Source organism: Neorhizobium sp. USDA 3394, assembly GCF_056280385.1.
The window spans coordinates 345,004-358,561 of record NZ_JBWCDU010000001.1 but is presented as its reverse complement, the minus strand read 5'-3'; the positions used below and the strand labels follow the sequence as shown (position 1 = coordinate 358,561).

Annotated in this window: 11 protein-coding genes; 3 read left to right on the top strand and 8 right to left on the bottom strand. The window is 62.1% G+C overall.

From position 1 onward, the window contains the following. Nucleotides 1–31: 31 nt before the first annotated feature. The 5 genes from ACZ9EJ_RS01455 to ACZ9EJ_RS01435 all read right to left on the bottom strand — a co-directional run bounded on the left by ACZ9EJ_RS01455 (nt 32) and on the right by ACZ9EJ_RS01435 (nt 4,849). The gene (locus ACZ9EJ_RS01455) at nt 32–1,030 is read right to left on the bottom strand and encodes a branched-chain amino acid ABC transporter permease (RefSeq protein ID WP_046639454.1); all 999 of its coding nucleotides are present in this window, start codon (nt 1,028–1,030) and stop codon (nt 32–34) included. Between the two features lies 1 nt (nt 1,031). Next, nucleotides 1,032–1,919, bottom strand: a complete 888-nt coding sequence (locus tag ACZ9EJ_RS01450) for a branched-chain amino acid ABC transporter permease (RefSeq protein ID WP_046628901.1) — start codon at nt 1,917–1,919, stop codon at nt 1,032–1,034. Nucleotides 1,920–2,166: 247 nt separating this feature from the next. Then, nucleotides 2,167–2,868 carry an ABC transporter ATP-binding protein gene (locus ACZ9EJ_RS01445; RefSeq protein WP_046628899.1) on the bottom strand — a complete coding sequence of 234 codons (702 nt, stop codon included), beginning with the start codon at nt 2,866–2,868 and terminating at the stop codon, nt 2,167–2,169. Next, nucleotides 2,868–3,650 (bottom strand): ABC transporter ATP-binding protein, encoded by a 783-nt coding sequence (locus tag ACZ9EJ_RS01440; RefSeq protein ID WP_046628897.1) that lies wholly within the window; start codon nt 3,648–3,650, stop codon nt 2,868–2,870. The genes ACZ9EJ_RS01445 and ACZ9EJ_RS01440 overlap by 1 nt, the downstream gene beginning before the upstream one ends. Continuing rightward, entirely contained in the window at nt 3,650–4,849 is a 1,200-nt protein-coding gene (locus ACZ9EJ_RS01435) for an ABC transporter substrate-binding protein (RefSeq protein WP_370649703.1), read from the bottom strand. The genes ACZ9EJ_RS01440 and ACZ9EJ_RS01435 overlap by 1 nt, the downstream gene beginning before the upstream one ends. Before the next feature lie 196 nt (nt 4,850–5,045). Here ACZ9EJ_RS01435 and ACZ9EJ_RS01430 point away from each other — a divergent pair, with 196 nt between their 5' ends. Further along, complete coding sequence (locus ACZ9EJ_RS01430; protein WP_046639452.1) at nt 5,046–6,032, top strand: LysR family transcriptional regulator; 987 nt, start codon at nt 5,046–5,048, stop codon at nt 6,030–6,032. Here ACZ9EJ_RS01430 and ACZ9EJ_RS01425 read toward each other — a convergent pair. The 3 genes from ACZ9EJ_RS01425 to ACZ9EJ_RS01415 all read right to left on the bottom strand — a co-directional run bounded on the left by ACZ9EJ_RS01425 (nt 5,981) and on the right by ACZ9EJ_RS01415 (nt 10,994). Beyond that, nucleotides 5,981–9,136, bottom strand: a complete 3,156-nt coding sequence (locus ACZ9EJ_RS01425) for an efflux RND transporter permease subunit (protein ID WP_046628891.1) — start codon at nt 9,134–9,136, stop codon at nt 5,981–5,983. The two genes, ACZ9EJ_RS01430 and ACZ9EJ_RS01425, sit on opposite strands and share 52 nt — an antisense overlap. Nucleotides 9,137–9,163: 27 nt before the next feature. Further along, nucleotides 9,164–10,321: an efflux RND transporter periplasmic adaptor subunit gene (locus tag ACZ9EJ_RS01420; RefSeq protein WP_046639451.1), complete on the bottom strand. Its 1,158-nt coding sequence runs from the start codon at nt 10,319–10,321 to the stop codon at nt 9,164–9,166. 70 nt (nt 10,322–10,391) lie between these two features. Continuing rightward, the gene (locus ACZ9EJ_RS01415; protein ID WP_046629293.1) at nt 10,392–10,994 is read right to left on the bottom strand and encodes a TetR/AcrR family transcriptional regulator; all 603 of its coding nucleotides are present in this window, start codon (nt 10,992–10,994) and stop codon (nt 10,392–10,394) included. A 273-nt stretch (nt 10,995–11,267) separates the two neighbouring features. On the opposite strand from ACZ9EJ_RS01415, the gene ACZ9EJ_RS01410 reads away from it, so the two are divergent. Continuing rightward, nucleotides 11,268–13,211, top strand: coding sequence for a hybrid sensor histidine kinase/response regulator (locus tag ACZ9EJ_RS01410; protein WP_046639450.1), 1,944 nt, complete (start codon nt 11,268–11,270; stop codon nt 13,209–13,211). A 52-nt stretch (nt 13,212–13,263) separates the two neighbouring features. Further along, nucleotides 13,264–13,539, top strand: a complete 276-nt coding sequence (locus ACZ9EJ_RS01405) for a BON domain-containing protein (protein WP_046639449.1) — start codon at nt 13,264–13,266, stop codon at nt 13,537–13,539. Nucleotides 13,540–13,558: the final 19 nt, after the last annotated feature.

Below are 13,558 nucleotides of genomic sequence, written 5' to 3'. Positions count from 1 at the left end.
GCAAGCCGCATCCCTGCGCCCTCCCTCTATCTTATCGTCTATGCTCGAAACCGAGCTTCCGGCCGAGCCGCGAGGCGTAGAATTCCCCTATAATGCCCCGTCGGAAAATGAGGACGCAGACCATGAAGATCACGCCGGTGACGATCGTCACCGGGAATTGAGAGGTCGCCAGATAGTTCTGCAGCGTGACCACCAGGCCCGCCCCGAAGATCGGCCCGATCAGCGTGCCGATGCCGCCGAGCAGCGTCATCAGGATCACTTCGCCGGACATCTGCCAGGCGACATCTGTTAGCGTCGCGAACTGGAAGACCAGCGCCTTCAGCCCGCCCGCAAGGCCTGCTAAGGCCGCCGACATCACGAAGGCGCCGAGCTTGTAGCGGGCGACGGAGTAACCGAGCGAGATGGCCCGTGGCTCGTTCTCCCGGATCGACCGGAGGATCATGCCGAAGGGCGAGTTGATGAACCGCCAGATGATCACCATGCCGATCAGGAACACGGCCAGCACGAAATAGTACATGTTGGTCGAGATGTTGAGGTCGATGAAACCGAACAGATGGCCGCGCGGCACCGACTGGATGCCGTCCTCGCCCTGGGTGAACTCCGCCTGCAGGCAGAAGAAGAAGAACATCTGCGACAAGGCGAGCGTGATCATCGCGAAATAGATGCCCTGCCGGCGGATCGCGAAGAACCCCATGACCAGGCCGAGCAATGCTGCGCCGACGACGCCGGTCAGGATGCCGAGTTCCGGCGGAAAGCCCCATTCCTTCACCACATGGGCGGTGAAATAGGCCGCACCGCCGAAGAAGGTCGCGTGACCGAAGGACAGGAGGCCCGTATAACCGAGCAGCAGGTTGAAGGCGCATGCAAACAGCGCGAAGCACAAGAGCTTCATCAGGAAGATCGGGTAGAAGAACATCGGCGCCAGGATCAGAACCGCGAGGCCTATGATCACGAAGATCGTGTAGGTCCTGGACGCGGTGGCCGAGCGCTCGATATGTGGCTTGGCAGCGGTTTGGGTCATCTCGCTCATCTCACGCATCCCGTCCGAAAAGGCCGGCTGGCCGGAGTAGAAGCACGATTGCCATGATTACGAAGATCACGATGTTGGACGCTTCCGGATAGAACACCTTGGTGAGGCCCTCTGCAATACCGAGCATGTAGCCGGTGACGATGGCACCCATGATCGAGCCCATGCCGCCGACCACGACCACCGCGAAAACGACGATGATGATGTTCGAGCCCATCAGCGGCGAGACCTGGTAGATCGGCGCCGCCAGCACGCCGGCAAAGGCGGCGAGCGCCGCACCGAGCCCGTAGGTGAGCGTCAGGAGCACCGGCACGTTGACGCCGAAAGCCTGCACGAGCACCGGATTTTCGGTCGCGGCACGAAGATAGGCGCCGAGTTTGGTCTTCTCGATCAGCAGCCATGTGCCGATGCAGGCGACCAGCGACACTACAACCACCCAGCCGCGATAGATCGGCAGGAACATGAAACCGAGATTGGTGCCCCCGGCAAGCTGCGCCGGCACCGAATAGGGTTGGCCAGCCGCGCCGTAGAGATAGCGGAACGTGCCCTCGATGGTCAGCGCCAGGCCGAACGTGAAGAGCAGGCCGTAGAGCGGATCGAGATCGTAGAGCCGCGACAGCATGGTCCGTTCGATGACGGCTCCGAACAGGCCGACGACGATCGGCCCGAGGACGAGCGCGACCCAGTAGTTGATGCCGAAATACTCCAGCATCAGCATCGCCGCAAAGGCGCCGAGCATGTACTGCGCGCCATGGGCAAAGTTGATGACACGCAGAAGGCCGAAGATGACCGCAAGGCCGAGGCTCAGGAGTGCGTAGAAGGACCCGTTGATCAGGCCGATCAGGAGCTGCCCGAGAAAAGCCTGAAGCGGTATGCCGAAGATCATCGTCATCGTGCTGGGCTCCTGAGGGCACGGCAAGCGCCGCCTGATCTCCCCCCTTGAGGGGGAGATGTCACCAGAGGTGACAGAGGGGGGTGGCGCCGCGAATTCAATTGTCGAAGAGTATGCCGCAGCACCCCCCTCTGCCCTGCCGGGCATCTCCCCCTCAAGGGGGGAGAACGGTATGCCGCCCCGGCTTCATCCACATCCAGCAGCGTTAATTTCCCGACAGAAGCGCAATTTCCAACCTTCATCGGACTTACACCCCCAACACTTTGTGCAGCATGTCCATCTTGCCCGGCAGCTCGGCCACCGGGAAATCCGCGACCATCCTCCCGTGATCCATCAGGTAGAACCGGTCGGCGACGCGGCTCGCGAAGCGGAAATTCTGCTCCACCAGAAGCACCGTCATCCCTCGTTCCTTCAGCGTCTTCAGCACCTCGCCGATCCGCTGCACGATGACCGGCGCCAGGCCTTCGGTCGGCTCGTCCAATATCAAAAGCTTGACACCGGTGCGCAGGATGCGGGCGATCGCCAGCATCTGCTGCTCGCCCCCGGAAAGCTTGGTGCCGGGGCTGGAGCGGCGCTCCTGAAGGTTGGGGAAGAGTTCGTAGATCTCCTCGAGCGACATGCCGCCCTCGGCCACGACCGGCGGCAGCATCAGGTTTTCCTCGACCGTTAGCGTCGAGAAGATGCCGCGCTCTTCCGGCACGAAGCCGATCCCGTTATGCGCCGTGCGATGCAGCGGCACGCCGAGCATGTCCTTGCCCGCGAAACGGATTTCACCTTTCCGTTCGCGGATGATGCCAACGATGGTTCTAAGCGTCGTTGTCTTGCCGACGCCGTTGCGACCGAGAATGGTGATCGTCTCGCCCTCGCCGACCGTCATGTCGACGCCGTGCAGGACATGGCTTTCGCCGTACCAGGCATTGAGATTGGAAACTTGCAAGAGCGGTGCCATCAAGCCTCCTCCGTGCCCATATAGGCGGTGCGGACGCGCGGGTCCTGGCTGACGGTGGCATAATCGCCCTCGGCGAGGATTTCGCCGCGCTGGAGCACCGTCACATGGTGGCAGATGTCGGCGACGACGGAGAGATTGTGCTCGACCATCAGCACTGCGCGGGTCTTTGCGACCTCGCGAATGATGTTGGAAACGGTGCCGATATCCTCCTGGCCCATGCCGGCCATCGGCTCGTCGAGCAGCAGTACCTTGGGATCGAGCGCCAGTGTCGTGGCGATCTCCAGCACGCGCTTGCGGCCATAGGAAAGGTCGGCGGCGAGCGCATTGCGCTCGCGCTTCAGGCCGACCGACTCGATCAGTTCGTCGGCCCGCGCATTCAGCCGATCGAGCGAAGAGACCGGCAGCCAGAACTGCGTCGAAAGCCCGTTCGTCCGCTGCAGTGCGACGCGCACGTTGTCGAGCACCGTCAGATGCGGAAAGACCGCCGAAATCTGGAAGGAGCGGACCAGCCCCATGCGGGCGATCCTGTCCGGCGGAGTTTTGGTGATATCCGTACCCAGAAGCGTGATCGAACCCGCCGTCGGCTGCAGGAACTTGGTGAGCAGGTTGAAGACGGTCGTCTTGCCCGCGCCGTTCGGGCCGATCAGCGCATGGACGCGCGCGTGGTGGACGTCGAGATCGACCTGCTTCACCGCCATGAAGGCACCGAAGCTTTTCGAGAGGCCGCGGGCGGACAAAACCACCCGCGGCTCTTCTTGTTTTGCTGTGGCAGTGACCGCCATTACTTCACCAGATCGCAGCCGCTCTTGGCGGGATCCATATAGGCGTCCTTGCCCGGAATGGTGGCGAGTACGGTGAAATAATCCCAGGGCTCCTTGCTTTCGCCCGGCTTCTTGACCTGCAGCAGATACATGTCGTGGATCATCCGGCCGTTCTTGGCGACCGTGCCGCCGCGGGCGAAGAAATCGTCGACCGGCATTTCGTGCAGCGCCTTGGAGACGGCATCCGCATCGTCGGTGCCGGCCTTCTGGATCGCCTTCAGATACTGGGTGACCGCCGAATAGGTACCGCTATGGACCATGTTCGGCATCTTCTTGGTGCGGGCGAAGAACTTTTTCGCAAATTCGCGGCTCTTGTCGTCGAGGTTCCAGTAGTAACCCTCGGTCAGGGTCAGGCCCTGGGCCGCCTGCAGGCCAAGGCCGTGCACTTCGGCGAGCGTGAAGAGCAGTGCCGCGAGCCGCTGGCCGCCGGCGGTGATGCCGAATTCCGCCGCCTGCTTGATGGCGTTGGACGTGTCGAGGCCGGCATTGGCAAGGCCGATGACCTTGGCGCCGGAGGACTGGGCCTGCAGCAGGAAGGACGAGAAATCGGTGGTGGCGAGCGGATGGCGGACCGCGCCGACGATCTTGCCGCCGGAAGACTTCACGAAATCGCCGGTCTGCTGCTCGAGCGAATAACCGAAGGCGTAGTCGGCGGTGAGGAAGAACCAGCTGTCGCCGCCCTGTTTGACGAGCGCGCCGCCGGTGCCGACCGCGAGCGCATGGGTGTCATAGGCCCAGTGGAAGCCGTAGGGGCTGCAGGCCTTGCCGGTCAGATCGGTGGTCGCCGCGCCCGTGACGATGTCGATCTTCTTCTTTTCCTTGCCGATCGCCTGCACGGCGAGCGCCACGGACGAGGTCGTCAGCTCCATGATCGCGTCGACCTGCTGGGTATCGTACCACTGGCGGGCGATGTTGGAGGCGATGTCCGCCTTGTTCTGGTGGTCGGCATCGACGATCTCGATGGAGGCCCCAAGAACCTTGCCGCCGAAATCCTCGACCGCCATCTTGGCCGCCTCGACCGACGACTTGCCGCCGAACTCGGAATAGACGCCCGACTGGTCGTTCAGGATGCCGATCTTGACCTTGTTGTCGGACGCACTCTGCGCGAATGCCGCGCTGCTTGCGAGAACGACGGCCAGGGACGTCACTAGTGACGTCATAATTGTCTTGCGCATAATTTCTCCTCCCAGAGAATAGGCCCAGAAAATTTGAAGGGTCTGTTCAAAATTGGTGAGCCGTTCTCCTCAAATCGGCTGCTCCAGATTGCATGGTTCAGGAAAACGGCCGTTGACGCAAGCAGGCCGCTGTAATTAATTGCAAACAGCATCTGTGCATTTTTGAACAGACAGGACCGCATTGACCAACAATCAGAACTTCACCTGGGACGATCTGCAATATTTCCTGGCCGTGGCCCGCAGTGGACAGCTGTCCACCGCGGCACGTCAATTGCGCACGAGCCACGCGACCGTGTCCCGGCGCATCGACCGGCTGGAATTCGCCCTCAAGGTCAAACTGTTCGAACGCAACCCGCGTGGGTATGTCCTGACCGGCATGGGCCAGCGCTTCGTCGAGACGGCGGAGCGGATCGAGACCGAGGCCGACCGGCTGCAGGCGGATGTCGCCGCCGGCACCACGGCCCAGCGCGGCGTGGTTCGCTTAAGTACGCCGGAAGGGTTTGCGAATTTCTTCTTCGCCGACAAGATCCGCAGCTTCTGCGACAGCCATCCGAACATCTCGCTGGAACTGGTGACGATCCAGCAGATCATGTCGCTGTCGCGCAAGGAGGCGGATATCGCCGTCTCGCTCGATCCGCCGAAGGAAGGGCCTTATCTGACGGAAAAGCTCACCGACTACAGTCTCAACGTCTACGGATCGAAATCCTACCTGGCCAAGGCCGGTCCGATCCGCAGCCGGGAGGATCTGCTGTCACACCCCTTCATCGGTTATATCGAGGACATGATCTTCGCGCCCGGACTCGACTATCTTGGCGACGTCCACCCGGGCATCAAGGCGCGTTTCCAGAGCTCGAGCATCTTTGCGCAGCTGACCGCGACGCTGAACGGTCTCGGACTTTGCGTGCTGCCGAATTTCATCACCCGCACGCGGCAGGATCTCGAAATCGTGCTGCCGGACGAGGTGGAACTGAGACGCGGCTACTGGCTGATGTGCCATCGTGACCTGAGCCAGATCCCCCGGGTGCGGATGGTCAGGGACTATATCTTCCAGTCCGTCAAGGCCAACCAGGACGCCTTCCTCAGGAATTACCAGGCTCCCGAGGAAGGCGCTCGCCGTTACTCCGCTGCCATAGGCAGGTCGTCACGGCTGTCGAAAAGGTCGCCCTGATTGGCGGGCGACCGGTCGGCCTTGTTCTTCTTGGGCTCGCGGCCGAAGAAGAGGGCGTAGGCGGCCGGCAGGACGAGGATCGTCAGCACCGTTGCGACCAGGATGCCGCCCATCATTGCGTAGGCGAGCGGCCCCCAGAACACGCCGCGCGAGATCGGGTACAGCGCCAGCACGGCTGTCAGCGCCGTCAGCATGATCGGCCGGAAACGGCGTACGGCCGCGCCGACGATCGCCTCCATCCGCTCCATGCCCGCCGCGATGTCCTGGTCGATCTGGTCGACCAGGATGATCGAGTTGCGGATGATGATGCCGAGCAGCGCGATGACGCCGAGGATCGCCACGAAGCCGAACGGCGCGCCGGTCATGAGCAGCGCCATGGCAGCGCCGATGATACCGAGCGGGCCGGTCGCCAGCACCAGCATCGCCTTGCCGAAATGCTGCAGCTGGATCATCAGCAGCACGAGGATGACCAGCAGCATGATCGGCGCCTTGGCGGCGATCGAGTTCTGGCTTTCGGCTGCATCTTCCGCACCGCCCTGGATCTCGACCTTGTAACCGGCCGGCAGGTTGGCGCGCAGGTCGGCCATGCTGCTGTAGAGGTTCATCGATACCTGGGTCGGTTCGACACCATCCGGGAGCGTTGCCTTGACGGTGATCGTCGGCAGGCGATCACGGCGCCATTCGATGCCCTGTTCGAGAACCGGCACGACCTTGGCAATCTGCGAGACCGGGACGAAGCCGCCGAAATCCGTCGGCACATAGACCGACTGGACGGCCGAGAGCAGGTTGCGGGTGGCATCCGGCTCGCGAACGACGATCGAGACGGTTTCTTCGCCATCGCGGAAGTCGCTGATCGGCGCACCGGCGGTAGCGGCCTGCAGCATCTGGCGGACACGCTGCGAGGTGACGCCCAGCGCCCGGGCACGGTCCTGGTCGATGACCAGTTTCATGGCCGTCACCGGTTCCATCCAGTCGTCATGGATCGCGCCGAACAGCGGCTGCTGCTGGTAACGTTCCTTGACCTGGTCGGCGATGCGACGGACTTCCGACGGGTCCGGACCGGTGATGCGCATCTGGACCGGCCAGCCGACCGGCGGGCCGAGGAACAGGCGGTCAACCTTGCCGCGCACAGTCGGAAAGTCCTTGGCGAGGATATCCCTGAGCTTGACGATCAGACGCTCGCGGGCGTCGACGTCCTTCGACATGATCAGGAGCTGCGCGTAGTTCGGGTTGCGGAGCTGCTGGTCGAGCGGCAGGAAGAAGCGCGGCGCGCCCTCGCCGATATAGGTGGCGACGAAGGTCTTGTCGGTGTCCGGCAGGATCTTGTCTTCGAGAGACTTCGCCTGGCGTTCGACCTCCTCGATCGCCGTACCTTCCGGCAGCCACAGATCGACCAGGATTTCCGGCCTCGATGACTGCGGGAAGAAGCTCTGCGGGATGAACTGGAACGACCACAGGCTGCCGGCGAAGGCGCCGAGAGTGAGAAGCAGCACGATCGCCTTGTGACGCACGGACCAGCCGACCGCATGCCGGACGCCCCGGTACATGCGCGTGTCATAGGCATCGTGATGATTGCCAACGTGCGCTCGCTGCTTGAGGATCATGTAGCCGAGCCACGGGGTAAAATAGACGGCTACGAACCACGACGCGACGAGCGCGATGCCCACCACGTAAAACAGCGAGCGCACGTATTCGCCGGCGGTGGAATCGGCGAACCCGACCGGGATGAAGCCGGCAGTGGTGATCAATGTGCCGGTCAGCATCGGGAAGGCGGTGGATGAATAGGCGAAGGTGGCGGCATCGAGGCGAGCAAGCCCCTCCTCCAGCTTCCGTTCCATCATCTCGACGACGATCATCGCATCGTCGACGAGCAGGCCGAGCGCGATGATCAGAGCACCGAGAGAGATGCGCTGCAGCTCGATGCCCAGGTAGAACATGATCGCGAACGTGGCTGACAGAACCAGCGGAATGGTGATGGCGATGACGATGCCCGAACGCCAGCCGATCGAGATCAGCGAGACGATGAGAACGATGACGAGAGCTTCCAGCAGGGCCTGGGTGAACTCGCCGACCGCTTCGGTGACGACTTCCGGCTGGTTGGAGACCTGCTCGACGGACACGCCGACCGGCAGCGTCTGTTCGAAGCGCTCATAGGTCGCTTCGACCTCATGGCCGACATCGGTGACCTTGAACCCGGGCGCCATGACGACGCCGACCTGAACGCTGTCGTGACCATTGAAGCGGAACTTGCGCTGATAGGGGGTTTCGAGGCCGTCGGTGACGGTGGCGACATCGCCGAGCCGGATCACCTGGTCGCCGGCGCGAAGGCGCAGCTCGCGGATATCCTCGGGCGTCGTGACGCCGCCTTCGACCGCGATCCGTACCGAGCGCTCGGCGGTCTGAACGCTGCCGGCGGGATCGATATTGTTCTGGCCGGAAAGCGCATCGCGGATGTTGAGGACGGTGAGGCCGCGCTCGGCAAGCGCCTTGGACGACACGTCGATGAAGATCTTCTGCGGCTGGTCGCCGAGAATGACAGCCTTTTCGACGCCGGGCGTAGCGAGCAGCATGTCGCGGGCCTGGATCGCGAACTCTTTCAGTTCAGGATAGCTGTAGCCTTCGCCGCTGATCGAATTGAGGGTGATGTATGTATCGCCGAACTCGTCGTTGAAATAAGGACCGAGCAGACCGGCCGGCAGATCCTGGGTGATGTCCCCGATCTTCTTGCGGACCTGGTAGAACGCGTCGTTGACCTCGGCGGTATTGGTGTCGCCCTTGATCTGTACCGTGGTGATCGCCACGCCGGCACGGGTATAGGACTTGACCCAGTCGAGATGCGGGGTTTCCTGCAGCTTGCGCTCGATCTTGTTGACCACCTGGTCCTGCATCTCCTGGATGGAGGCGCCGGGCCAGACGGTCTGCACCACCATGACGCGGAAGGTGAAGTCCGGGTCTTCCTTCTGGCCCATGTTCATGACGCCAAGCGCGCCCATGACGATGATGAGACCGAAGAGGAAGCGAGCGATGCTCGGATGGGCGATCGCCCAGCGGGAAAGGTTGAACCGGGCCTTTTCCGGGGGATTGGCCTGATGAGAGGAACTCATGGTCTTAGGTCCTTTAAGCCGGGGCGATCAGGGCGCGAGCGATGCGGTGGTAAGGCCGCTGACGCTGCCGAAGCGCGAGGCGACGGTTTCCGGCAGCTTGACCTTCATGTCTTCTTTCATGAACTGGGTGCCAGCCGAGACGACGAGGTCGCCTTTGGCGAGGCCCTCGGCAACGCGAACGCCGTCATCCGAGAAGTCCGCGACCTTGACGGCGCGCGAGTTGACGGTGCCCTTGCCGCGGTCGACGATCCAGACGACGGACTGGCCGTCCTTCTTGGAAAGCGCCGCAAGCGGAATGGCATAGGTGGCGACGGCATTGTCTTCGTCCGCCTCGATCGTCGCGGTCATGCCGAGCAGGACCCGCGGGTCGTTTGGCAGGCTGACGCGAACCGCAAAAGTGCGCGATTGCGCATCGGCGCTGCCGGCCACTTCGCGGACCTTGCCGTCAAGTACCAGATCGGCGGCCGACCAGAACCGGGCCTTCACCGTCTTGCCCGGCTTGAAGTGAGCGACGTCCATTTCCGGAACGGCGATCTGCACTTCCTTGCTGCCCTCGACGGCGACGGAGAGGACCGGCGTGCCGGACGCAACCACCTGGCCGATATCGGCGCTGACCGTGGTGACGATGCCGTTCTGGTCCGACTTCAATTCCGTATATGCGACCTGGTTGCGGGCCTGGTCGAGCGCCGACTGGGCCGATTCCCTTTGCGAAACGGCCTGGTCGTTGGCGAGCTGCGCCTGTTCGAGCTGCGATTGCGAGGAAATGCTCTTCTCGACAAGCGTCTCGGCCCGGCGACGGGCGAGGCCGGAGATTTCCACCTGCTTCTGTGCGGAGGCGAGATCTGCCTCGGCGCGGCGTACCGCCAACCGGTAATCGACGGCGTCGAGCTTTGCGAGAACATCGCCGGGCCGAACGCGCTCGCCGACGTCGACGAGCCGTTCGGTGATCTTGCCGGCGACGCGGAACCCGAGGTTCATCTCGGTGCGCGCCTTGACGGAGCCGGAATATTGAAGCCTGCGGCCATTATCGGCGGCGGCAACCTCGGTCACCTTGACGGGGCGGACAACTTCCGGGGCTTCGGCTTTTTTCTCTTCCGAGCAGGCCGTCAGCGCGCCGAACGCGGCTGCCACGACAAGGCCTTTGAAAAGAAATGAAACATTGCGTCTGGTCTTTAAGAAAGACATGGGTCCGCACTCCTGATGGCGGGTTTTCGATCAAGACGCCCTTTGGCGCCCTGGAACTATTTCAAGCGAATTATCTGAGGGCCCTGAGGCCGAATTCCACTAGGTCCTCGGGCTTGCCGATCCTGGTTTCCAGGAGACAATCCGCAACCAGTTGCGGATGGCAGAGGATGACCATGGACGACATGAAGCATTCGGCTGCGAGATGAGGATCCTGCTCACGGAATTCCCCGGCTTCGATGCCTTCCTTGATAAGGTCTGCAATCACGAGGCGGATGCGTTCGAGGTGCAGCTCGATAACCGGCCACTGCTGCTCGATGGCGATCACCACCATCTCATGCACCTTCTTCTCGTCGAGCATGGTTTCGAGCGTGATCCGGTGCTGCTGCAATATGTGATGACGCAGCCGTTCGGTGGCGCTCACCGGCCGCTTCGCATTGGCGAGTGCGGCGTGGTAGCTGCCGTCGAGCATGCGCTGAGCCAGGGCCTGCTGGATGTCGGCCTTGGACGAGAAGAAACGGTAGATATTGGCGGGCGACATGCCGAGATCGCGCGCGATATCCGCCACGTTGGTCTTGGTGTAGCCGTAGTGCTTGAACAGCCGCTCCGCCGCATCGAGTATGCGGCCGACATTTTCCTGCCGCGAGGTATCCAGGGTATTTTCGTTGGTATCCATACCGCTGAAGTCTTTCATTTTACGTGTGACGATTTTCATATTTCGTCAGTCGTAAAGGAAAACTTGTCATCCGTCAACCCGGTCGGCTCGCACTCGCTTGGAGTCCAAGTTAAAAAGTTTCGGAAACGGGGAACTAAAATGATACTTGGACATTATCTCGCGTTAGACCACGAGCTTCGTGGGTCGGGGAAGAGTAATGATCCTGTTGCATGGCCACAACTTTTCGTTGTTACAGAGCATTAGACAACAAACTTCGTGGGCTGGGGACGATTGATGAGTGCGCCGCAAAGTTACGTCGTTTCGTTGCTTGACGAGGAACGTTATCGTCTTCTCGTAGACGCCATCACCGACTATGCAATCTACATGATTGACCCGGAGGGCAAGATCGTCAGCTGGAATCCCGGCGCCCAGCGCTTCAAGGGATACGAGGCATGGGAGATCCTCGGCGAGCACTTTTCCCGCTTCTATACGCCCGAAGACCGTTTGGCGCGGGCGCCCGAGCACGCTTTGCGGACCGCTGCGACCGAAGGCCGCTTCGAAAAGGAAGGCTGGCGGGTCCGCAAGGATGGCAGCCGCTTCTGGGCTCATGTCATCATCGACCCGATCTGGCGCCGCTCCGGCGAGCTTATCGGCTTCGCCAAAGTAACCCGCGATCTGACCGAACGGAAAAAAGCCGAGACGGAACTCCGGTTGAGCGAGGAGAAATTCCAGCTCCTCGTCCAGGGGGTCACCGACTATGCTCTCTACATGCTTGACCCGGACGGTTACGTCAGCAACTGGAACTCCGGTGCCGCGCGCATCAAGGGCTATACGGCGGACGAAATCGTCGGCCGGCATTTTTCCCAGTTCTATACGCCGGAAGATCGCGAACGCGGCGAACCCAGCCGCAGCCTGGAGACCGCCCGGCGCGATGGGCGCTTCGAGAAGGAAGGCTGGCGGCAGCGCAAGGATGGCTCGCGCTTCTGGGCACATGTGATCATCGACGCGATCCGCAACGAGGAAGGCACGCTCCTCGGTTTCGCCAAGATCACGCGTGATATCACTGAAAAAGTCGAGGCGCAGAAGGCTCTCACCCAGGCGCGCGAGGAACTTTTCCAATCCCAGAAGATGGAGGCGATCGGCCAGCTGACCGGTGGTGTCGCCCACGACTTCAACAATCTGCTGATGGCCGTGCTGGGCAGCCTGGAAATTCTGAAGAAACGCCTGCCCGACGATCCGGCGCTGATGCCGCTGCTGGACAATGCCATTCAGGGTGCCGAACGGGGTGCAGCGCTCACCCAGCGCATGCTGGCGTTCTCCCGCCGGCAGGAACTGAACATGCAGGCGATCGACGTGCCGGCACTCGTGGGCGGCATGATGGATTTCGTTCAGCGTTCGCTCAGCGCCTCCGCCTCCGTGGAAACCCGGTTTGCCAAAAACCTGCCGCACGTCGCGAGCGACCCGGTTCAGCTCGAGACAGCACTACTGAACCTTGTCGTCAACGCCAGAGACGCGATGGCCGGCGGCGGCACGATCGTCATCAGCGCCGAGCAATATTCGGCCGACGAGAATACCGAAAGGCTGAAGCCTGGCCGATATGTTCGGCTTTCGGTCGCCGACAGCGGCGAAGGCATGGACGAGGAGACGCTGATCCGCGCGACGACACCTTTTTTTACGACCAAGGGGGTCGGCAAGGGGACAGGGCTCGGTCTATCCATGGTTCAGGGCCTTACCGAACAATCGGGCGGCAAGCTCGAGATTGAAAGCCAAAAGGGGAAGGGCACGACTGTTTCGCTCTATCTCCCTGCGGCAGATGCAAACGATTGTCCGCAGTCTTCGGAGAAGATCATGCCTTCGCCAGTCGCAACTCCCCGAGGACGCCTCACCATACTCGCCGTCGACGACGACGCGCTGGTCCTGATGAACACGACCCTGATGCTGGAGGATCTCGGCCACACCGTGATCGAGGCCTATAGCGGTGCCGATGCCCTGAAGGAGCTGAGGAGTGGCAGCCATCACATCGATATCGTCATCACCGATCATTCCATGCCGCGCATGACCGGCTCGGAACTGGCGGCCGTCATACGCGAAGAGAGGCCGGGCCTCCCGGTGGTGCTGGCGACCGGTTATGCGGAATTGCCCACCGGCGGCGACAACCGCCTGCCGCGATTGCCGAAGCCCTTCTCGCAGAACCAGCTTGAGGAGATCATCGCCACGGTTCTGAGCGGCGGGCGCTGAACCAATCGCCCTCGCCGCGCGTTGTCGCGCCGTGTCACAACGGAGAACGACAATGGTCTTCAAGCATCAGCATTTTCACGAGACGCCCCCTGAGGTCGAGGCGGAGTTTCCCCCGAGCGCGACGCTCGAAGGGGCGGTCTCTGATGCACTGGCCTCCGCCGGCGGCGTCGATGCAAGCGACGTCACCGTGACTGCCAGCGGATCCGAGGTCACCCTGAGCGGGACCGTCCAGTTGGAGAGTGAAGTAGCACGGGCCGAAGAGGTGGCGCTGGGCGTCGCCGGAGTGGCAACCGTGCGCAACGAAATCCGTTTCACCCGCCCGCGGTAATCTGGACATACACATCGTA

What these genes read in the sequence shown, in the direction of transcription:
- ACZ9EJ_RS01455 (WP_046639454.1), bottom strand. Translation starts at nt 1,030, where the DNA reads ATGAGCGAGATGACCCAAACCGCTGCCAAGCCACATATCGAGCGCTCG.
- ACZ9EJ_RS01450 (WP_046628901.1), bottom strand. Translation starts at nt 1,919, where the DNA reads ATGACGATGATCTTCGGCATACCGCTTCAGGCTTTTCTCGGGCAGCTC.
- ACZ9EJ_RS01445 (WP_046628899.1), bottom strand. Translation starts at nt 2,868, where the DNA reads ATGGCACCGCTCTTGCAAGTTTCCAATCTCAATGCCTGGTACGGCGAA.
- ACZ9EJ_RS01440 (WP_046628897.1), bottom strand. Translation starts at nt 3,650, where the DNA reads ATGGCGGTCACTGCCACAGCAAAACAAGAAGAGCCGCGGGTGGTTTTG.
- ACZ9EJ_RS01435 (WP_370649703.1), bottom strand. Translation starts at nt 4,849, where the DNA reads ATGACGTCACTAGTGACGTCCCTGGCCGTCGTTCTCGCAAGCAGCGCG.
- ACZ9EJ_RS01425 (WP_046628891.1), bottom strand. Translation starts at nt 9,136, where the DNA reads ATGAGTTCCTCTCATCAGGCCAATCCCCCGGAAAAGGCCCGGTTCAAC.
- ACZ9EJ_RS01420 (WP_046639451.1), bottom strand. Translation starts at nt 10,321, where the DNA reads ATGTCTTTCTTAAAGACCAGACGCAATGTTTCATTTCTTTTCAAAGGC.
- ACZ9EJ_RS01415 (WP_046629293.1), bottom strand. Translation starts at nt 10,994, where the DNA reads ATGGATACCAACGAAAATACCCTGGATACCTCGCGGCAGGAAAATGTC.
- ACZ9EJ_RS01410 (WP_046639450.1), top strand. Translation starts at nt 11,268, where the DNA reads ATGAGTGCGCCGCAAAGTTACGTCGTTTCGTTGCTTGACGAGGAACGT.
- ACZ9EJ_RS01405 (WP_046639449.1), top strand. Translation starts at nt 13,264, where the DNA reads ATGGTCTTCAAGCATCAGCATTTTCACGAGACGCCCCCTGAGGTCGAG.